The organism is Janthinobacterium sp. SUN073, from assembly GCF_030397665.1.
GTDB lineage: Bacteria > Pseudomonadota > Gammaproteobacteria > Burkholderiales > Burkholderiaceae_D > Janthinobacterium.
Genome location: NZ_JAPUBT010000004.1, coordinates 155,754 through 176,414, shown reverse-complemented (window position 1 = coordinate 176,414; position 20,661 = coordinate 155,754). Strand labels below are relative to the sequence as shown.

The 20,661-nt window shown below is 66.2% G+C and carries 11 protein-coding genes; 7 read left to right on the top strand and 4 right to left on the bottom strand.

Going from position 1 to position 20,661, the window contains the following annotated elements:
• The 3 genes from O0882_RS13655 to O0882_RS13645 form a co-directional block, all read right to left on the bottom strand.
• Complete coding sequence (locus O0882_RS13655; RefSeq protein WP_289948758.1) at window positions 1-2,523, bottom strand: TonB-dependent receptor; 2,523 nt, start codon at window positions 2,521-2,523, stop codon at window positions 1-3.
• 94 nt (window positions 2,524-2,617) lie between these two features.
• Window positions 2,618-3,622 carry a FecR domain-containing protein gene (locus O0882_RS13650; protein WP_289948757.1) on the bottom strand — a complete coding sequence of 335 codons (1,005 nt, stop codon included), beginning with the start codon at window positions 3,620-3,622 and terminating at the stop codon, window positions 2,618-2,620.
• A complete protein-coding gene (locus tag O0882_RS13645; RefSeq protein ID WP_289948755.1) occupies window positions 3,619-4,137 on the bottom strand; it encodes a sigma-70 family RNA polymerase sigma factor in 519 nt (172 codons plus the stop codon). The genes O0882_RS13650 and O0882_RS13645 overlap by 4 nt, the downstream gene beginning before the upstream one ends.
• 244 nt (window positions 4,138-4,381) lie before the next feature.
• Here O0882_RS13645 and O0882_RS13640 point away from each other — a divergent pair, with 244 nt between their 5' ends.
• Window positions 4,382-5,560, top strand: a complete 1,179-nt coding sequence (locus O0882_RS13640) for a CmpA/NrtA family ABC transporter substrate-binding protein (protein ID WP_289948753.1) — start codon at window positions 4,382-4,384, stop codon at window positions 5,558-5,560.
• Window positions 5,561-5,574: 14 nt separating this feature from the next.
• Window positions 5,575-6,351, top strand: a complete 777-nt coding sequence (gene cobA / locus O0882_RS13635; protein WP_289948751.1) for a uroporphyrinogen-III C-methyltransferase — start codon at window positions 5,575-5,577, stop codon at window positions 6,349-6,351.
• Here cobA and O0882_RS13630 read toward each other — a convergent pair.
• On the bottom strand, window positions 6,348-7,349 hold the full coding sequence (locus tag O0882_RS13630) for a cyclase family protein (protein WP_289948749.1): 1,002 nt from the start codon (window positions 7,347-7,349) through the stop codon (window positions 6,348-6,350). The two genes, cobA and O0882_RS13630, sit on opposite strands and share 4 nt — an antisense overlap.
• 108 nt (window positions 7,350-7,457) lie before the next feature.
• Between O0882_RS13630 and O0882_RS13625 the strand changes: the two genes are divergently transcribed.
• The 5 genes from O0882_RS13625 to recD all read left to right on the top strand — a co-directional run bounded on the left by O0882_RS13625 (window position 7,458) and on the right by recD (window position 20,654).
• Window positions 7,458-8,348 (top strand): LysR family transcriptional regulator, encoded by an 891-nt coding sequence (locus tag O0882_RS13625; RefSeq protein WP_289948747.1) that lies wholly within the window; start codon window positions 7,458-7,460, stop codon window positions 8,346-8,348.
• A gap of 141 nt (window positions 8,349-8,489) precedes the next feature.
• The gene (locus tag O0882_RS13620) at window positions 8,490-11,528 is read left to right on the top strand and encodes a CHASE domain-containing protein (protein ID WP_289948745.1); all 3,039 of its coding nucleotides are present in this window, start codon (window positions 8,490-8,492) and stop codon (window positions 11,526-11,528) included.
• Window positions 11,529-11,603: 75 nt separating this feature from the next.
• Window positions 11,604-15,038 (top strand): exodeoxyribonuclease V subunit gamma, encoded by a 3,435-nt coding sequence (recC, locus tag O0882_RS13615; protein ID WP_289948743.1) that lies wholly within the window; start codon window positions 11,604-11,606, stop codon window positions 15,036-15,038.
• The gene (gene recB, locus O0882_RS13610) at window positions 15,035-18,709 is read left to right on the top strand and encodes an exodeoxyribonuclease V subunit beta (protein WP_289948741.1); all 3,675 of its coding nucleotides are present in this window, start codon (window positions 15,035-15,037) and stop codon (window positions 18,707-18,709) included. Before recC ends, recB begins: the two co-directional genes overlap by 4 nt.
• Window positions 18,699-20,654 carry an exodeoxyribonuclease V subunit alpha gene (gene recD, locus O0882_RS13605; protein ID WP_289948739.1) on the top strand — a complete coding sequence of 652 codons (1,956 nt, stop codon included), beginning with the start codon at window positions 18,699-18,701 and terminating at the stop codon, window positions 20,652-20,654. The genes recB and recD overlap by 11 nt, the downstream gene beginning before the upstream one ends.
• The last annotated feature ends 7 nt before the right edge of the window (window positions 20,655-20,661 follow it).

Here is a 20,661-nt window from a genome sequence, read left to right as displayed (position 1 = left end):
TCAGTAGCTGGCACGCAAGATCAGCGCCGCGTTGCGTGGTTCTCCATAGAAATTGCCATTACTGGAGCGGCCCATGGTGCGGTAATAGGTCTTGTCGAAGACATTATTGATATTGACGCTGGCGCTCCAGTGGCGGTCGATGCGGTATTGCGCCATGGCATTCCAGACGGCATAGCTTGCCTGTGTATAGTTGAATGGCACGGCAGGGCCGTTGAACTTGCCTGTGGCCGCATTCCAGCTGGCAGCCGTGCCTTGCGCGTATTGCTTGCTCTGCATGGTTGCGCCGGCGCCGAGTTTCCAGGCGGAAGCGGCACCCGGCAATTGCCAGCTGCCCCACAGCTTGAGCGCATGCCTGGGCGTGATCGTGCTGAAAACGGCTTTGTCCGTTTCATTGCTGTTGTGGTTGTAGGTATAGCCGCCGGACAATTGCACGCCAGCGGCCACTTCACCGTTGACTTCCATTTCCACGCCCTGGCTGACGACCTTGCCGGAAGCCAGGTAGCAGCAATTGCTGGAAAATAGGGCGGACTGTTCTTCATAGCGGGGATCGTTGACGGCCCGGCCATCCTGCACGATGCGGTACAGGGCCAATGCCGTATTGAGCTTGCCGCCCAACAGTTCCCCTTTCAGGCCCAGTTCGCTATTTGCGCCGCGCATGGGGCGCAAGCCCGTGCCCGGCGCGGGGCCAGCCTTGAAGTCGGCTTGCGGCTTGAATATTTGCGCGTGGCTGGCATAGGCCGACCACTCGTGATTGATATCGTGCACGAAGCCGATGAAGGGGGTGACCTTGGTCGGTTCCGCGTATTGCGTCAAACCTGAAGTGTCCCAGACGCCCGTGTCCGTATCGAGTTCGCGATAGTGCTGGCGGTAGCGGTAGCGGTTGACCCGCGCGCCTGCGATCAGCTTGCTGCCTTCGGCCACGTCCAGGCGTAAGGTGGCGTAGGCGCCATACTGGGTCTGGCCCCAGGGATCGTAGTCGCGTTCAACGGGACCATACACCGGTTTGGGAAAGGGGGTGTTGCCTGGGTGAAATAAATCTCCCGGGGCGCCGTTGCCTTCCAGCGGATAGCTGGCCACCCAGCTACTGGTGACTTTCTGGCCATCGATGCCGGCCAGTACTTCATGCGTACGGCCGAACCAGTCGAAGGCACCGCTGATGTTGATATCGAGCAGTTGTTGCTTGTTATGGTATTGCGTGTGGCCGCTTTGCCAGCGGCCGCCCGTCATGGTTTGCGGATCGATGGCGCCCTGGATGAAACCGTCGTCCGTCGCGCCGGCCTGGCGCATCTGCGCAGCATTCGCGCGCAGGGTCCAGCGCTGTGCCAGGCGCCAGGTCAGCTTGGCAAACAGTTCTTTCGAGGTGGAATCGACGCCGGCCCAGTTGGCCATGGCGCCCGTGTTGCGGGGCAAGTGCAGCTCGGCGCCCGTACTATAGCGGGGCAAGCCCGGCCAGGTTCCCCTGTCATGCGTGCGCTGTTCGCGAGCGCCGATGGCCAGCATGGCACCGGGTGCGATATCGGCTTCCAGTACGCCATAGATGAGCGGCTTTTCCGTCGCGCGGATGGCCGTGAAGTATTTGCGGTTTTCATAGGCGACGACGACGCGTCCGCGCAACTTGCCGTCGAACGCCAGCGGGCCGGAAGCATCGAGGTCACTGCGGTAATTGTTCCAGCTGCTGGCCGTTACGCTGGCATTGAACTGCGGCGCGGCAGTAGGCATCTTGCGCACGAGATTGACTGCGCCGCCTGGATTGCCCGTGCCGTTCAGCAAACCTGCCGCGCCGCGCAGGATTTCCACGCGATCATATTCCGCCAGGTCGGCCGCGATGCTGGCGGAAAAGCCGGTATCCATGGGGGCACCGCCATCGAGCTGGTAGCTGCTGATTTCAAAGCCACGCGCATACAGCTTCTGTATCAGGAAAGTATTGTCCTGTACGGTGATGCCAACGGCTTGTTCGGCTGCCTTGCTCAAATCGCTGATATTCTGGTCGTCGAGGCGCTGGCGCGTCAGCACGGAGACTGTTTGCGGGTGTTCGCGCAAGGATTGGGCCGTCTTGCCTATGGTAATGACCGGCGTGGTATACGAAGCCGTGCCTTCTGTCTCGCCGTCGCGCCGGCCCGTCACGCGGATTTCACGCATGCTGATTTCCGTCGCCTGCGGCGCAGCAGCCGCCTTGCGCAACACATAATTGCCGTCGCCGCGTTGCTCCGCTTCCCAGCCGCTCCCTTGCAGCAATTGCGCATAAGCCTGGTCGACTGCGTAGTTGCCGTGCAAGCCAGGCGAACTCAGGCCGGCCAGCTGCGTGGCATCGAAGGCGATGGCGACACCGGCCGTGCTGGCATAGCGGCTGATGGTGGTGCCCAGTGGCCCGGCGGGAATGTCGACGTTGCGGGCGGTGCTGCTGGCGTCAGCAGACGCGACGGCTGGAGTGAGTAATGGCGCGGTGGCCAGCATGGCCAGCAGGACGGTGTGTACAGCGTGGGCGACGGCGGTGCGGCGCGCGATACTTGGTGCGGCGGTCATGGAATTCCTTCAGGGTTAACGCGTCTTTCAGGACGCTTGCAGGAAGGAGGTCGGATCAGCGGCAAAAAAAGTGCACGCTTTGGGAATATATTTTTCAGGCGGGCAGCACGCGTACCCAGAAACGCGTGTGCATCACGATGTGCAGCGGGAAGCCGTTGGCCAGCACTTGCAGGGCGCGGTCGCTATCTGCCAGCGGGAAGTTGCCCGATATGCGCAGGTCGGCCACGCGCGGATCGCATTGCAGCACGCCCCGACGATAGCGTCCCAGTTCAGCCAGCAAGCGCGACAGCGGCATGTTATCAACCAATAAACTGCCGTCTTGCCACGCGCCTGCGCCGAATGCGGCCGGCGCGGGGCCTTGCATGCCGCCGTCGGTGCCAATGCGCAATTGCTGGTCCGCTTGCACCAGCATGGGGCGCTGCTGTCCGCTGCGCACTTCCACGGCCTTTTCCAGTACGGTGACCAGCGTGCCCGCATGATCGCTGCGCACGAGGAAGCGCGTACCCAGCGCGCGGATGCGGCCATGTGGCGTATCTACCAGGAAAGGCCGGGCGCCATAGCCGACGGCCAGATGGGGATCGGCGACCGTGCCGATGAAAATTTCACCCCTGCGCAACAGCAGGCGGCGCTGCGCCTCGTCATAGGCCAGGTCCACGGCGCTATCCGTATTGAGCACGAGGCGCGAGCCGTCGGGCAAAATCAGGCGCCGCTGTTCGCCCGTTGCCGTGGAGAAGTCGGCCAGCATGGCCAGCCGCCATTCCCGCGCGGCGGGCTGGCGCCAGCCATGCCATGCGAGGCCGCTGGCACCCAGCACGGCCAGGGTGCCGCGCAGCACGCCACGGCGCGATAGTTGCGCAAGCCCGGTTTGCGCCGCAGCCTGCAAGGCTGGCGCGGCCAAGGCGCCGGGCACGCTGCCCAGTTGCCGCTGCATCGCTTCGATGCGTTGCCAGGCGGCGCCGTGGGCGGGGTGTGCGTCGCGCCAGCGTTGCCAGCGCAACCGGTCCTCCGGCGTGACGTGGCCCGAGCACAGGCGCGCATACCAGACGGCGGCCGCGCGCAGTGCGCGCAACTCCATGCCGGACAGGCCGCCTGCGCTCATGCTTCGAGCGCCGCTTGCAGCAGGCATACCTGCAGCACGGCCTTCGCCATGTAGTTGTTCACGCTGCGCAGGCTGATGCCGAGCTCCTGCGCAATGCAGGCATAGCTGAGGCCCTCGAATTGCGACAGGATGAAGACTTGCTTGACTTTCGCGCCCAGGCCGTCGAGCAGCGCATCGATCTCGTGCAGGGTTTCCAGCACGATGACGCGCGCCTCGCACGACAGTTCCTGTGCTTGCGGCCATTGCGCCAAGGTTTCCAGGTAAGCCTGTTCCAGCGCGCGGCGGCGGTAATGATCGACCACGACTCTGCCGGCGATGGTCGCCAGGTAGCTGCGCGGTTCGCGGATGGCTTGCGCATTGCGGTCGACCAGCAGGCGCACGAAGGTGTCGTGCGCCAGGTCGGCGACATCGCCCATATTGCCCAGGCGTGCGCGCAGCCAGCCTTTCAGCCAGCCGAGGTGTGCGCTGTAGAGCGTGCCGACAGGGTGGTGGGAAAGGGGGAGTGGGGCGGGCATGGGGCGTGACGGTCGTGAATGGAGAGGTCTTGAATCTAAATGGGAATTGTTCTCATTTTAACGAGGAAGGGTGCTTTGTGCAATGAAGCCGTGGCGTGGCCATCCATTCCGGCCGGCCACGGCACGTTTTTGGTGCAGTTTTAACCCGCGCGTCTGGCACGGCTCTTGCTCGCTAAAGCACAGAGGCGCGGTTTGCGCAGGGAATGGTCAGCGGTATGTCGCAAAGTCAAGCAAGGACGTGGGTATGACAGAGGGAAAGGGCGCAAGCGCCCAGGTGATGCGCTCCATGCATCCGGAAAAACAGACAATACGTATCGGCTACCTGCCGCTGGCCGATTGCGCCTCGCTGGTGATGGCCTCAAAGTTGGGCCTGGATGAAAAATACGGCATCAAGATCGAACTGAGCCGGGAGATGTCGTGGGCCGGCGTGCGCGACAAGTTGAACAACGGCGAACTCGATGCGGCCCACGTGTTGTACGGTCTCGTGTATGGCGTGCAGATGGGCATCGGCGGGCAGCAGCGCGACTTGGCCGTGCTGATGAATCTCAATCACAGCGGCCAGGCCGTCACCTTGTCTGCGGCGCTGGCGCGCGAGGGCGCCCACGATGGCCCTACCTTGGCGCGCTACATGCGCGGCGCGGCGCGGCCCTTTGCGTTTGCGCATACTTTCCCGACCGGCAACCACGCGATGCTGCTGCAATACTGGCTGGCCGCGCATGGCATCGATCCTCTGCGCGACGCGCGCGTGATGACGGTGCCGCCATCGCAGATGGTGGCGGCCTTGCGCGCGGGCCAGATGGATGGCTTTTGCGCGGGTGAACCGTGGGGCTACAAGGCCATCGTCGATGGCGTGGGCGTGACGGCCGCCACCAGCGGTGCCATCTGGCCCGACCATCCGGGCAAGGTGCTGGGCACCAGCGCCGCGTTTGCGCGCCAGCATCCGAACAGCTGCCGCGCCCTGATCGCCGCCGTGCTCGAGGCGGGGCGCTGGATCGACGCCAGCGATGCCAACCGCCTGGCCATGGCGGCTACCCTGGCCGAGCCCGCCTACTTGAATACACCGCAGGAAATGCTGGCGCCGCGCATCCTCGGCCATTATCAGGATGGCCTGGGCAAGACCTGGGACGAGGCGCACGCTTTGAAGTTCTACGCCGAGGGCGCGGTGAATTTCCCCTGCCTGTCCGACGGCATGTGGTTCATGACCCAGCACCGGCGCTGGGGCTTGCTGCGCGACGAACCCGACTACCTGGCGGTGGCAAGGCAAGTCAACCGCATCGACCTGTACCGCCAGGCGGCGGAAATGACGGCCACGCCCGTACCAAAATCCCCCATGCGCAGCTCGACCCTGTGCGATGGCGTGGTGTGGGACGGCAGCGCGCCGGAAGCGTACGCGGCATCGTTTGCCATCGGCCACTTTTTTTAATGGGAGACTGCATCATGGCGCAACTTGGAAGCGTGACCCTGGTCGGCGCCGGTCCCGGCGACCCGGACCTGTTGACATTAAAAGCGGTGAAGGCCATCGCGCGGGCCGACGTGGTGCTGATCGACGACCTCGTCAACCCGGCCATCCTCGCGCATGCGGCGCCTGGCGTGCGCGTGGTCGAGGTGGGCAAGCGGGGTGGCTGTGCTTCCACGCCGCAAGCCTTCATCGAGCGCCTGATGCTGGCCGAAGCGCGCGCCGGCCTGCACGTGGTGCGCCTGAAAGGGGGTGACCCTTATCTGTTCGGACGCGGCGGCGAAGAGCGCGCCTACCTGCGCAGCCACGGCGTGGCCGTCGAGGTCATACCCGGCATCAGCAGCGGCCTGGCCGCGCCGGCCAGCATCGGCGTGCCGCTGACGCACCGCGGCTGGAGCCAGGGCGCGATTTTCGTCACGGGCCACGGCAAGGATAGCGCGTCCGAGCCGAACTGGGCGGCATTGGCGCAAAGCAAGCTCACCCTCGTCATCTATATGGGCGTGGCGCGGGTGGCGGCCATCCAGACGGGCTTGCTGGCCGGCGGCATGGCGCCCGGCACGCCCGTGGCCGTGGTGCAATCGGCCAGCTTGCCGGCCCAGCGCCAGTTGCTGAGTACCTTGCACGCTTTGCCCGCCGACTTGCTGGCCAGCGGCCTGGGCAGTCCCAGCATCATCGTCGTGGGCGAGGTGGTGCGCTGCGCCGATGCCTGGGATGACCATGGCGTCGGCACCTTGCTGGCTGCCGCCGTCGGACGCTAGCGTATCGGCAGCGCCACGGGACGGATGGGCGCCGCGTCGCCGCCACGGAATTTCAACGAGGCGCCGATGAAGGCAAACTGGTACACCTTGTCGCGCGACAAGGCTTCCAGGTCGACCAGTTCCAGGATGGGCGTGCCCTGCTGCGCCAGCAGATAGGTGTGTACGGGCAGGTAGTTGCCCGCCACTTCGGACGGAAACGCCTCGAAACTGAGGTTGTCCGCCCCTACCACCATGGCGCCGCCATCTTCCACGAGGAATGTCGCCGCATCGAGCGACAGGCCGGGGGGATTGGCCATGTAGGCTTGCGCCTGCTCATAGTGCTGCATGCGGCCCGTGCGTATCAGTACCACGTCGCCCTTTTCCAGCGTGATCTTCTGCTGGGCCAGCGCCGCGCGCAAGTCCTGCCGCGTGACCCGGTAATTATCAGGCAGCTGTGACAGTCCCTTGGCCACGGCCACGTCGATCAGCACGCCGCGCGCGATAATCGGCGGCAGCTTTTCCGCGCCCGTCACGGTCCAGCCACGGTCGCCCAGATACTGTTCCTCTGTAAAACCGTTCCAGATCTTGCCGTTCAAGCCGAAGTGGTTGAGCGCGTCGATATGCGTGCCCATGTGCGCATACATGGACACGGCCGAACCAGTGTAACTGACGTGGCGGTTCATCTGATCGCCCACGTGCATGGAGTCGGCCACGACGTTGCCCTTCGGCGTGTGCGTCATCCACATCTGGTAGGGCGGATCGCCAGCCGCCTGCCAGCTGGGCATGCCGATGTAGAAATCGACGGCCAGGTCATAGCTCTTGCCGCCGTCGATGCGCGCCAGGATGGCGGCACGCGAGGCCGGCGTCATCAGGTTCAGGCGGCCGATTTCATCTGTCGGCCCCCAGGGGCTGATGCCCACTTCAGGCAGGACGGCGGTGGCCGGGGCCGCCTGGGCTGTGCCAGCCAGCAGAGCCAGCAGCAGCGGCAGGGTGTTCAACGGCGAAGGGAAGGTGAACATGGGGTGCTCCTTGTGTCAGGTGAAGAATGAAGTCACCATCATATTGTTTTTAATTTCAATGATAATCAGCGATAAAATAATAAGATATTCAACTGCAGGGAAAGAATCATGGATGTTCTGGCGCACATGCGCGTGTTTCGCAAGGTGGTCGAACGCGACAGCTTCAGCAAGGCGGCGCAGGACCTGAACCAGTCGGCGGCGGCTATCAGCAAGCAGGTGCGCCAGCTGGAGGCGCGCCTGGGCACCGTGCTGCTGGTGCGTACCACGCGGCGCATGAGCCTGTCGGACGGCGGCCGCGCCTATTATCTTGAATGCTGCCGCCTGCTCGACGAGGTCGATGCGCTGGAACTGGCCACGCGCGGCTGCGCCGGCAAGGTGGCGGGGCGGCTGCGCGTGAATGCGCCGCTGTCGTTTGGCCTGAAAGTGCTGTCGCCCCTGCTGCCGGTCTTCATGGCCCGCCATCCGGAAGTCAGCATCGAGATGACCCTGGACGACCGCCTGCGTGACGTGGTGGGCGAGGGCTATGACGTGTCGCTGCGCATTCGCGCCGCGCTGGCCGATTCGACTCTGGTGGCGCGCCGCCTGGGCGATGTGGAGCAGATGATCTGCGCGGCGCCCGCCTACCTGGCGCGGCGCGGCACGCCCCGTCAGGCGCAGGATTTGCACGGCCACGATTGCCTCGCCTACCGTCTGGCCGACAGTCCCGGCATCTGGCAGCTGGCCGGCCCGGAAGGGGCGAGCAGCATCGTCCTGTCCGTGCGCTTTTCCGCCGACAGCAGCCTGCTGCTGGCCGACATGCTGGTGGCGGGCATCGGCGTGGGCGCGCTGCCGTCGTTCGTCGCCACGCCCCTGCTGGCCAGCGGCGCCCTGGTGCGCGTGCTGCCGTTGCATGGCATGGCCAGGCGCGGCGTGTATGCGTTGACGCCCGATGGACGCCACGTGCAGGAAAAGGTGCGCGCCTTTTGCGACTTCCTGGCCGGGGCGCTGCAGGCGGCGTAGGCGTTGGGTGTTTTCCAGTGCAACCATTGTGCGCGCTTTTTTTCGTGCTCAGATGCGTCGGGCAGGGGCTTTGATAGTATCCTCGTACCTGCTGGGCGGCCTGCGCCGCACATTCGAGGAAACCGGAATAAGCGATCGACAATGCACACTTTGAGCAAGGGCGGGACGGGATCAGGCATCAGAATCTGGGCAGGCGGCCTGCTGCTGGCCTTGGCGGTGGGCGGCGCCTTGTATGCGGGTGCGGTGCGCACGGTCAATGACGACGCCGAACAACGTTTCGACAACCTCACGCACGGTGCCCAGCATAGCCTGGCCACGCGCGTAAAAAGCTATTCCGACCTGCTGCGCGGCCTCGAAGCGCTGTTTCGTACCAGCGAGCAGCTGACGCGTCGCCAGTTCCACGATTACGTGGTTGGCCTCGATATCGCGCGCCAGTTCCCCGCCATCGAATCGGTCAATTATGCGGTGGCGCTGACGCAGGCGCAGCACGCGGCCTATGTCGCCGATGTGCGCAGTGACACCAGCCTGGCGCCGCGCGGCTATCCCGCCTTCACCATCCGCCCGCCCGGCGAGCGGCCCGAATACACGGTGCTCACTTACCTGGAGCCCGATTCCCTGCTGTCTGAACGCATGGGTGTCGATATCGGCGCCAGCCCGCCGGTGGCGCAAGCCCTGGCGCAGGCGCGCGACAGCGGCGAAGTCAGCGCGTCGGGGCAGGTGATCATGATCAAGGGACCGCCCGCGCATGTGGGCCTGGGCATGCGCCTGCCCGTGTACCGCAATGGCATGCCGCAAGGCAGTGTGGCCGAGCGCCGCGCCGCCTATCAGGGATCCGTGGGCATCGGCTTTGGCGTGGCGCAGCTGGTGCACAGCGCGCTCGAACGCAGCGCCCTGGAACCGCTGCACCTGATTCTGTACAGCGCGGTCGAACCTCTGCCGGCTCAAGGCGTCCTGCGCATCGCGCCGCAGGACCGTCTGTTGTTCAACGACGATGGCGACCTGGCGGCACCGCCGCCGCAACCGGGCAGCGATGCCGCGTATTTCGACCAGGTCCTGCCCATCGTGTATCAGGGGGGGGTATGGAAAGCCCATTTCCGCGTGCGCAAGGCGGAGCTGTACAGCGGCTTCGATCGCTATTTTCCGTGGCTGGCGCTGGCCGTCGGCGTGGCCGGCACCCTGCTCATTTATGGCTACATCTTTACCCTGTACCGTTCGCGCCGCAACGCGGTGGCGCAGCGCACCCTGCTCGATACGGTGCTCGACAGCGTCGATGCCTACGTCTACATGAAGGATGCCGACCTGCGCTACCGCTACGTGAATGCGCGCACGGCGAAGATACTGGGCCGCTCGGCGGAGCAGTTGATCGGCCGCCAGGATGGCGAGTTGATGCTCGGCGATGCGGCCGCCGCGGCGCAGCTGACCGAACGCCAGGTGTTCGACAGCGGCGCCAAGTTCGTCGGCGAAGAGCGCTTCGTCGATGCGCAGGGCCAGGTGCATCACCTGTGGAGCGTGAAGGTGCCGCTGGGCTTGCCCGGTCCTGTCACGGGCCTGATCGGTCTGTCCACCGACGTGACGGAACTGCACCGCCTGAAGGAGCAGGCCGACGCGGCCAGCCAGGCCAAGAGCGACTTCCTGTCGAACATGAGCCATGAAATTCGCACGCCGATGAACAGCATCATCGGCATGGCGCACCTGGCGCTGAAATCGGTGGCCGATGCGCGCCAGCGCGATTATCTGCAAAAAATCTTCCATTCGGGCCAGCATTTGCTGGGCCTGATCAACGACATCCTCGATTTTTCCAAGATCGAGGCGGGCAAGCTGGAACTGGAAGTGCTGGACTTCCGTCTCGACACCCTGCTGGCGAACATCGCCAGCCAGCTCGGCGATGCGGCCGCCGTCAAGGGCTTGGCGCTGCAGTTCGATATCGCAGCCGAGCTGCCGCAGCGCTGGCGCGGCGACCCGCTGCGCCTGGAGCAGGTCTTGCTGAACCTGACCAGCAACGCCATCAAGTTTTCCGACAATGGCAGCATCTTCGTGCGCGTGCGCCAGTCGGATGAGCGCGACAGCCACGCCATGCTGCGCTTCGAGGTGCAGGACCGGGGCATCGGCATGAAGCAGGAAGAGGTGGCGCAGCTGTTCCGCTCCTTCCACCAGGCCGACCCCTCGACCACGCGCAAGTATGGCGGCAGCGGCCTGGGGCTGGTGATCAGCAAGCAGCTGGTTGAGCTCATGGGCGGCAAGGTGGGCGTGTACAGCCAGCCGGGCCAGGGCAGCACCTTCTGGTTCACGGCGCGCCTGGAGAAAAGCGCGCAAGCGGGCGACGAGCGCATCGCCGAAGTGGAGCCCGAAGTCCTGGGCGTGATCCGTGGCGCATCCATCCTGCTGGTGGAAGATAACGTCTTCAGCCAGCAGGTGGGCTGCGAATTGCTGGAAGACGCCGGCGCCACCGTCTGCGTCGCCTGCAATGGCCGCGAAGCGCTGGAATTGCTGGCCCACCAGCGCTATGACTGCGTGCTGATGGACGTGCAAATGCCGGAGATGGACGGCTTCGAGGCGACGCGCCGCATCCGCGCCGACCCCAGGCTCAGCGGTCTGCTGGTGATCGCCATGACGGCCAATGCGGGCAGCGAAGACCGCGCCCGTTGCCTGGCGGCCGGCATGGATGAATTCGTGACCAAGCCGATCGCCCCGAATCTGCTGTTTCACCTGCTGGCGAAATGGTTACGCCTGCGTGGCGGCATCGGCGGCATCGGCCATGCGCGCGTGGGCGACAGGCTGGCGGCGCTGCCGAAAGCGCCGCCATCGGCCGCCGCGCCGGAGTTGCGCGACATGGCCATCCTCGACCTGGCCACCCTGGCGCTCACGTTCAGCAATGACGCCGTGAAGATGCGCAAATACACCCAGCTGTTTCTCGATACGGCGCGTGACGGCATCGCCGAAATGGAGCAGGCCATGGCGCTGCAAGACCTGGGGCGCCTGGCCGACCTGGGACACCGCAGCAAATCGTCAGCGCTGGCCGTGGGCGCCCATGCCTTCGCCAGCCTGTGCATGTCGATCGAAGGCTTGCGCCTGGGCGGCGACCTGCAGCAGGCGCGCGCCTTGCTGACGGCCCTGGGGCCGGCGCTGGCGCAGGTGGCGGAACAAATTTCGCTGGAATTTGCCGCCAGCGACGCCCCCTGACGCAGGCAGCGGCGATAATATGCCTTTGACGTCTCCGGCCATCCGGCCGGAGACGCGGCAACCCATCGGATCAGCATGCATACTCCCGTCACGCCCGGCCTTCTCATCCTGCATGGCAACCAGCTGGAACAGCTGCGCGCCGCCGTCTTCCAGTGGCTGCGCCAGCATCCGCTGGCGCCGCTGGAAACGGATATCTTTCTGGTGCAGTCGAACGGCGTGGCCGAATGGCTGAAGATCGCCCTGGCCGAGGAGATGGGCGTGTGCGCCGCCACGCGCATCGCCTTGCCGGCGCGCCTGCTGTGGGAAAGCTACCGCGGCATGCTGGGGCGCGAACGGGTGCCGCGCGTGTCGCCATTTGATAAATCCCCGCTGACGTGGCGTTTGATGCGTCTATTGCCGTCGCTGCTGGCCGACCCGGTGTTTGCGCCGCTGCGTTACTTCCTTGCCGATGGCGATTGCGAACGCCTGCTGCAGCTGGCCGAGCGCCTGGCCGATTTGTTCGACCAGTACCAGGTCTACCGCGCCGACTGGCTGGCCGATTGGGCCGCGGGGCGCGACCAGTTGCGCACGGCGCGCGGCGAAGCTATCCCATTGAAGCAAGACCAGCGCTGGCAGGCGCAGTTGTGGCGCGCCGTGGCTGCCGACGTGGAACCGTTTGAGCGCGACACGGGCCGCGCCGACATCCACGACGCCTTCCTGGCGGCGATCGCCGCCGGCGAGCAGCCTGCCGGCAAGCTGCCGCGCCGCGTGGTGCTGTTTGGCGTATCGGCGCTGCCGTACCAGACCTTGCAGGCGCTGGCCGCGCTGGCGCGCCACACGCAGGTGGTGCTGGCCGTGCCCAATCCGTGCCAGTTTTACTGGGGCGACATCATCGACGGGCGCGACTTGCTGCGCGCGGAAAACAAGCGCCAGCGGCAGCGCAATGGCACCGATCTGGCGCAAATTCCGCTCGAAGCACTGCATGCGCACAGCCATCCGCTGCTGGCCAGCTGGGGCAGGCAAGGGCGCGACTTCATCCGCATGCTCGACGAATTCGACGAACACGCGCAAGTCGAAGGGCGCGACGACAGCCTGCGCATCGACCTGTTTGGCGAGGAAACGGGCGAAACCCTGCTGCAACAGGTGCAGGTGGCCATCCGCGAACTGCGTCCGCTGGCGGAACACGAACAAACGCCGCCCGAGGCAGGCGACCGCTCGATCGAATTTCATGTGGCACACAGCGTGCAGCGCGAAGTGGAAGTGCTGCACGACCAGCTGCTGGCCATGTTCGCGCACAGCGCCGAGACGGGCTTGCGTCCGCGCGACGTGGTGGTGATGGTGCCCGACATCGACACCTTCACGGCCGCCATCCACGCCGTCTTCGGCCAGTACCGGCGCAATGACGAGCGTTTCATCCCGTTCGAGATCGGCGACGTGAAGGACCGCAGCGTCAATCCGCTGCTCGTCGCGCTCGAATGGCTGCTGCAGCTGCCGCAGCAGCGCTGCCGCCAGAGCGAAGTGCGCGACCTGCTCGACGTGCCCGCGCTGGCGGCCCGCTTTGGCCTGCAGCCGGACGACCTGGCCACCCTGGGCGCCTGGATCGAAGGGGCGGGCGTGCGCTGGGGCCTGGACCAGGCGCACCGCGCCGGCCTGGGGCTGGGCGCGGCCGGGGAACAGAATGCATGGATTTTCGGCGTGCGGCGCATGCTGCTCGGCTATGCCAGTGGCAGTGGCGCCAGCTTTGGCGGCATCGAGCCGTATGCGGAAGTGGGCGGCCTCGATGCGGCGCTGGCGGGCTCGCTGGCGCAGCTGGTCGAGGCGCTGCTGCACTGGCGCAGCGTGCTGGCCAACGCGCACACGCCAGCCGATTGGGGCGTGCAGGCGCGCGCGCTGCTGGCCGCTTTTTTCGATGCCGACGACGAAGGTGACCGCCTGACCCTGGCGCAGCTGGAAGGCGCCTTGCAGGGCTGGCTGGAAACCTGCGAGCATGCGGGCTTTGTCGAGCAGGTGCCGCTGTCCGTGCTGCGCGTGGCGTGGCTGGGTGCGCTGGACGAGCCGACCCTGAACCATCAATTCGTCTCCGGCGGCGTCACCTTCTGCACGCTGATGCCGATGCGCGCCGTGCCGTTTCGCGTCGTGTGCCTGCTGGGTATGAACGATGGCGACTTCCCGCGCCGCGCGCAAAAGGCCGATTTCGACCTGCTGGCGCTGCCCGGCATGGCACGCCCGGGCGACCGTTCGCGCCGCGACGATGACCGCTACCTGATGCTCGAAGCCTTGCTGGCCGCGCGCGACAAACTGTATGTGAGCTGGGTGGGGCGCAATGTGCGCGACAATTCCGAGCAGCCGCCGTCCGTGCTGGTGTCGCAGCTGCGCGACTACCTGGCCGCCGGCTGGTCGCTGGACCGGCATCTTGTATCGCTGACCACCGAGCACGCGCTGCAGCCCTTCAGCCGCCGCTATTTCGAGGCCGATGGCTTGCTGACCTACGCGCGCGAATGGCGCGTAGTCCATACCGATGCCGATGCGGCCGATGCGCAGGCGCAGGCCGCCGTGCTGCCGCTGGGCCCCTACGAGCTCGATCCCGGCACGCGCCTGAAGCTGGGCGAGCTGGCCAGTTTCCTGCGCCAACCCGTCAAATACTTTTTCCGCCGCCGCTTGAGCGTGTATTTTGCCGATGCGGCCATGCTGGGCGAGGATGAAGAGCCGTTCGGCCTGAATGCGCTCGAGCGCTATCTGTTGGAAGACACCATGCTGGACGATGGCGGCGCCGTCGAAGCGCTGGACGACGTGCGCGCCAGCCTGGAAGCGCGCGCGCAGAAGCTGGCGCGCGAAGGCGTGCTGCCCATCGGCCTGATCGGCCAGCAAGTGCAGGCGCAGCTGGTCGAGGCGCTGGTGCCCGTGCGCAGCGCGTGGCTGTCCTTGCGCGCCTCGTTCCCGTACGCGGCCGACAAGCGCGCCATCAACTTGCCGTTTGGCGAAGTGCAGATCGATGACTGGCTCGACAAATTGTGCAGCAACGGGCAGGAGACGGCCTGGCTGATGCAGATTTCCTCGAAGGTGACGGACAAGAGCGGCCTGGCGCGCGGCGACAAGCTGATGCTGATGTGGCTGCGCCAGCTGGCCGCCGCCGCCCTCGGCTTTCCCGTCACCGGCTACCTGGTGGCGCGCGACGCCATCGTCAGCATGGCGCCGCTCGACCCGGCAACGTCGCGCGATGCGCTGGCCACCTTGCTGGCGCTATGGCGCGAAGGCATGAATCATCCGTTGCCCACGGCGTGCAAGACGGGCCTGGCGCTGGTGCAGCAGGGCGACCCGCGCGCCGTCTACGATGGCGGTTTTGAACTGTCTGGCGAGCGCGATGAACTGTGCCTGGCGCGCCTGTGGCCCGAGTTTTCCGCGCTGGCGGCCGAGGAAGCGTGGCAGGACTGCACGCGCGAGCTGTATGGCCCGCTGGCCGACTGGCTGCAAGAACACATCACGATCGACCCGATCAGCGCGCCCGATGATGGCGCGGGAGAAGAACAATGACGAGCCATCTGCTCAACCCCCTGGCGTTCCCGCTGCACGGCTCGCGCCTGATCGAAGCTTCGGCCGGCACGGGTAAAACCTGGACCATCGCCGCGTTGTACGTGCGTCTCGTGCTGGGACACGGCGACGACGACAGCCGCTTTACGCGTCCCCTGCTGCCGGCCGACATTTTGGTGATGACGTTTACCCGCGCCGCCACGCGCGAATTGTCGAACCGCGTGCGTGAGCGCCTGATCGAGGCCGCCGCTTATTTTCGCCACGAATTTGGCATTGAATCCGGCGGCCGCGACCCGTTTCTTGACGCCTTGCTGGAATCCTATCCGGACGAGAGCGAGCGGCAAAAAGCCGCGCACCGGCTGATGCTGGCCGCCGAGACGATGGATGAAGCGGCCATCTTCACCATCGACGCCTGGTGCCAGCGCATGCTGCGCGAGCACGCGTTCGACAGCGGCAGCCTGTTCGACGAAGAACTGGTCAGCGACGAGCAAGCCCTGTTCGAGGATGCGGCCCACGATTACTGGCGCCAGCAAGTGTATCCCTTGCCGCCGCAGGCGCTCGACGTGCTGCTGGCCTGCTGGCCCGACGTGGGGGCGCTAAAGAAAGGCGCGCGCGAACTGGCGCGCCGCGCCGACATCATGCGCATGGCGCACGAAGAACCGTTATCCATGCTGATCGCGCGCGAACAGCGTGCGCTGGCCGCGCAGCTGGCCACCCTGAAGGCGGGCTGGGTCGAGCGCACGGAGCAGATGGCCACCTGGATCAATGACCACCGCGCCATCAATCCCAAGTGTTTTAACGGCGTCAAGATGAAGCCGGAAAACCTGGCGAAGTGGTTCGATGGCTTGCGCCGCTGGGCGCAGGATCCGCTGTTGCTGCTGCCGGCCATCACGGCCAAGGCGTGGGAGAGATTGACGCCGTTCGGCATCGAAGATGCGTTTGCCAAGAGTTTCACGGCGCAAGTGCCCGAGTGCTTCGAGCATACGGAGGCGCTGGGGATCGCCCTGGCGGCCTTGACGCCGCTAGGGCACAAGCTGCACCTGCATGCGGCGGCGGCCATCGCGCGGCGCATGGATCAGTTGAAGCGCCAGTCGCGCCAGTTCGGCTTTGCCGACATGCTGCAGCGATTGCACGACGCGCTGGCGGGCGAAAATGGCGCGGCGCTGCGCCAGCGCATCGTCGATCAATACCCGCTGGCGATGGTCGATGAATTCCAGGATACGGCGCCGGCCCAGTACCAGATCTTCAATCTGCTGTACCGCATCGCTGACAACGACCCGGCGCAAGGCCTGTTCCTGATCGGCGACCCGAAGCAGTCGATCTACGGCTTTCGCGGCGCCGACATCCAGAGCTACCTGGCGGCGCGGCGCGCCACCGCCGGCCGCCACTACCAGCTGGGCACCAATTACCGCTCCACGGCGCCGCTGGTGGCGGCCGTCAACCAGCTGTTCCTGCACGCCGAGCGCGACGAGGTGCCGGCCGGCGCCTTCCGCTACCGCAAAAACGGCGAGAATCCGCTGCCGTTCGAAGCCGTCGACGCCAAGGGCCGCGATGAATGGCTGGTGAACGCAGGCGGCCCGCTGCCGGCCCTGCTGGCCGCCTGCGCCAGTGATGCAGGACTGCGCGGCGACAGCTACCGCGAGTATTTTGCGCAGCACTGCGCCGAGCACATCGTGGCCATGCTGGGCGATGCGCAGGCGGGTTTTACGGGTCCCGATGGCTTCGTGCGCCTGGAGCCGGCCGATATCGCCATCCTCGTGCGCGACCGCAAGGAAGCGGCGGCCATCCGCCGCGCGCTGGCGCGCCGCCGCGTCGCCAGCGTCTACCTGTCCGACAAGGATTCCGTCATCGACAGCGAGGAAGCGCAAGACGTGCTGCGCTGGCTGGCGGCGCTGGCCAACCCGCTTGACGGCGGGCTGGCGCGCGCCGCCTTTGCCACGCGCACCATCGGCCTGTCGCTGGGCGAGCTGGCGCGCCTGTCCAGCGACGAACTGGAATGGGAGCGCCGCGTCGAGCAACTGAAGACCCTGCATTTGATCTGGCAGCGCCAGGGCGTGCTGGCCATGCTGCGCCGCTTCATCCACGAACTGCAGCTGCCCGCCATGCTGCTGCAGCAGACGGGCGGCGAGCGGCGGCTGACGAATCTGCTGCACCTGGCCGAACTGCTGCAATCGGCCAGCCGCCAGCTCGATGGCGAGCAAGCGCTGATACGCTGGCTGGCCGAGCAGATCGCCGGTGAAGGCGAGGGTGGCGACGAGCGCGTGCTGCGCCTGGAAAGCGATGCGGAACTGGTCAAGGTCATCACCGTGCACAAATCCAAGGGCCTCGAATACCCGCTCGTGTATTTGCCGTTCGCCGTCACGGCGCGCAAGGTGGACAAGCGCAACCGCAGCTTCTTCGACTATGCGGATGAAAAAGGCGAACGCCGCCTCGATCTGTCCTTGTCCGACGAAGCCATGGCGGCGGTCGAAGAGGCGCGCATCGAGGAAGACTTGCGCCTGCTGTACGTGGCCCTGACGCGCGCGCGCCACTTCCTGTGGCTGGGCGTGGCCGCCCAGGCGGCGCGCAAGGCGGGCGAGAATACCCTGCACGAATCGGCGCTCGGCTACCTGCTGACGGGCGGCGACAAGCTGCCGGCGGAGCAGCTGCTGCTGCGCTGGCAGCAGGTGGCGGGCGATTGCGACGCCATCTATGTCACGTCACTGGCGCAGCCCGATGCCTGCACGGTGCTGGATCGGGTCGAGCGGCGCCCCGCCTTGCGGCCCGCGCCCGTGTTCGTGGGCGAGTTCGAACGCGACTGGTCGGTGGGCAGTTTTACCTCGCTGACACGGCAGATCGGCGCCGTGGCAGCCGCGCACGTGCCGCAGCGGGCGCTGGAAGAAACCTTGCTGGAAGATGGCACCGGCGTGCCGGCCGCGTCGCCGCTGCAAACAGGAGATGCACCGTGGCACCGCTTCCCGCGCGGTTCCGTGCCCGGCAATTTCCTGCACGAGCAGCTGGAGTGGATGGGCGGCGAAGGTTTTGACAGCGTCCACGACGAGCACTTCAACACGCGCCTGGCGGCGCGCTGCGAGCGGGCGGGCTGGGGCCACCGCCAGGACGACGCCATCGCCTGGCTCAGGGAAATCGCCATCACGCCGCTGCCGCTGCTCGATGCGTCGTTGTCGCAGTTGGACAGCACCCTGTCCGAGATGGAGTTCTGGTTCCCCAGCGAGCATTTGTCCACCGCAGCGCTCGATCAGCTGTGCACGCGCTTGCTGCTGGACGGCGCGCCGCGTCCCGTGCTGCCGCGGCGCCAGCTGCACGGCATGCTGAAAGGCTTTGCCGACCTGGTCATCGAACAGGATGGCCGCTACTGGGTGCTCGACTACAAGTCGAATGCGCTGGGCGCCAACGACGCCGCCTACCACACGCAGGCGCTGGCGGCCGGCATGGCGCAGCACCGCTACGATATCCAGGGCGCCATCTACATGCTGGCCCTGCACCGGCTGCTGAAAAGCCGCCTTGGCGACGCGTACGATCCGGCCGAGCACCTGGGCGGCGCCATCTTCCTGTTCCTGCGCGGCATAGCGAATGCGGATACGCACGGCTGCTACTGGCTGGCGCCGCAGCTGGAACTGCTGGACGGACTCGATCAACTGTTATCTGAAGAAGCGGAACATCATGCAGCATAGTGAGCAAATGAATGCCTTGTTCAGCCACATCGACGGAGTTGCCGGGGATGGCCATCTGCGCCGCCTGAGCGCCGCCTTTGCCCGCTTCATCGCCAGCCTGGACGAGGAGGCGCCGGATGCCGCCGTGGCCGTGGCCTGCGTGGTGCTGTCGGAGCTGGAAGGGCGGGGGCATAGCTGTCTGATGCTGGCTGACCTGGCCAGCGAACCGTCACAGCTATTGGGCTGGAGCGAGGAGCTGTGGCATGGCGTGCTGGCCGTTTCCGGTCCGCTGCCCGACAGCGTCGATGGCTGGCGCGCGCTGCTGGCCGGCGCGCCGCAGGTGTGGCAGGTGGGTGCGCCCGATGTGCGCCAGCCGCTGGTGCTCGATGGCGACCGCCTGTACCTGCGCCGCTACTGGCGCGACGAGACCCTGGTCGGTGAAAAGATCGCCGTGCGCGCGCAGGATTTGAGGACGCCGCCGCTGGCGCAGGTGCGGCAATGGCTCGACATCCTGTTTGACCAGCCCACGCAGGACGGTGGCCCGGACTGGCAAAAGGTGGCGTGCGCCATCGCCCTGCGCGGCAAGGTGGCCATCATCACGGGCGGTCCCGGCACGGGCAAGACGTACACGGTGGCGAGCCTGTTGACCCTGCTGTTTGCCGTTTCGCCGCAGCCGGAGCAGTTGCGCATCGCGCTGGCTGCACCGACCGGCAAGGCTGCCGCGCGATTAAAACAGTCGATCGACAAGGCCTTGAGCGGCCTGGCGCAAAAGGTCGGGGAAGCCTTGCCCCTGCTGGAACTGGCGCGGCGCATGGGCGCGGCGCGCACCCTGCATAGTTTGCTGGGCGCGCGGCCCGATACGCGCGCCTTTGCCCACCACGCGGGCAATCCGCTCGACGTCGATGTGCTGATCGTCGATGAAGCATCGATGGTGCACCTGGAGATGATGGCCTCGGTGCTCGACGCCTTGCCGCCGACGGCGATTCTGATCCTGCTGGGCGACAAGGACCAGCTGGCGTCGGTGGAAGCGGGCGCCGTGCTGGGCGACTTGTGCCACGATGCGCAGGCGGGCGGCTACACGGAGGCCACCATCGCGTATGCGCAGGCAGCCAGCGGCGTGGCCATTCCCGCCGCCTTCGCGGGAGCGGCCGGCGCGCTGGCGCAGCAAACGGTGATGCTGCGTCACAGCCACCGTTTCAGTGGCCCGATCGGCGAGCTGGCGCTGGCCGTGAATGGCGGCAGGCCCGATCTGGCCAGGGCGTGCTTCGCCGGCGACAGTGGCGGCCAGCTGGCGTGGAGCGTGACCGCGCAGCCGGACGAGGTGCTGCGCCTGGCCTTGCGCGGGCGCGTGGACGCGCCGGGCGGCTACCAGCCCTACCTGGAACTGGTGAATGCCGGTGAAGCGGCGTACGCGCGGCATGACGACTGGGTGCGCGCCGTGCTGCATGCTTTTGAAGCGTTCCGCATCCTGTGCGCCGTGCGTGAAGGCGAGTGGGGCGTGGCGGGGCTGAACACGGCCATCGAACTGCGGCTGGAAAAAGAGGGGCTGATACGCCGCAGCGAATGGTATGTGGGGCGCCCCGTGATGGTCACGCGTAACGACTATGGCACGGGCGTGTTCAATGGCGACATCGGCCTGACCTTGCGCGATCCTGCGCGTCCCGGTTCCCTGCGCGTGTACTTTTTGGAAGGCGAGCATGTGCGCAGCGTGCTGGCCACGCGTTTGCGCCACGTGGAAACGGCGTTCGCCATGACGGTGCACAAGTCGCAGGGCTCGGAGTTTCGCCACACGGTGCTGGTGCTGCCGCAGGAGGGCGGCGCCATGCTGGCGCGCGAACTGGTCTACACGGGCATCACGCGCGCGCGCGACTTCTTTACCCTCGTCTCGCCCACGCAGGCCGTGCTGTTCGATGCGATTTTGCGCCGCACGCAGCGCGCCAGCGGGCTGCGCGGCTTGATCGGCTAAGTTACTT

Excerpts from the sequence above, each read along its gene's own strand:
- recC (WP_289948743.1), top strand. The coding sequence starts at position 11,604 with ATGCATACTCCCGTCACGCCCGGCCTTCTCATCCTGCATGGCAACCAG.
- O0882_RS13650 (WP_289948757.1), bottom strand. The coding sequence starts at position 3,622 with ATGAGCGCAGGCGGCCTGTCCGGCATGGAGTTGCGCGCACTGCGCGCG.
- recB (WP_289948741.1), top strand. The coding sequence starts at position 15,035 with ATGACGAGCCATCTGCTCAACCCCCTGGCGTTCCCGCTGCACGGCTCG.
- O0882_RS13645 (WP_289948755.1), bottom strand. The coding sequence starts at position 4,137 with ATGCCCGCCCCACTCCCCCTTTCCCACCACCCTGTCGGCACGCTCTAC.
- O0882_RS13620 (WP_289948745.1), top strand. The coding sequence starts at position 8,490 with ATGCACACTTTGAGCAAGGGCGGGACGGGATCAGGCATCAGAATCTGG.
- O0882_RS13655 (WP_289948758.1), bottom strand. The coding sequence starts at position 2,523 with ATGACCGCCGCACCAAGTATCGCGCGCCGCACCGCCGTCGCCCACGCT.
- O0882_RS13640 (WP_289948753.1), top strand. The coding sequence starts at position 4,382 with ATGACAGAGGGAAAGGGCGCAAGCGCCCAGGTGATGCGCTCCATGCAT.
- cobA (WP_289948751.1), top strand. The coding sequence starts at position 5,575 with ATGGCGCAACTTGGAAGCGTGACCCTGGTCGGCGCCGGTCCCGGCGAC.
- recD (WP_289948739.1), top strand. The coding sequence starts at position 18,699 with ATGCAGCATAGTGAGCAAATGAATGCCTTGTTCAGCCACATCGACGGA.
- O0882_RS13630 (WP_289948749.1), bottom strand. The coding sequence starts at position 7,349 with ATGTTCACCTTCCCTTCGCCGTTGAACACCCTGCCGCTGCTGCTGGCT.
- O0882_RS13625 (WP_289948747.1), top strand. The coding sequence starts at position 7,458 with ATGGATGTTCTGGCGCACATGCGCGTGTTTCGCAAGGTGGTCGAACGC.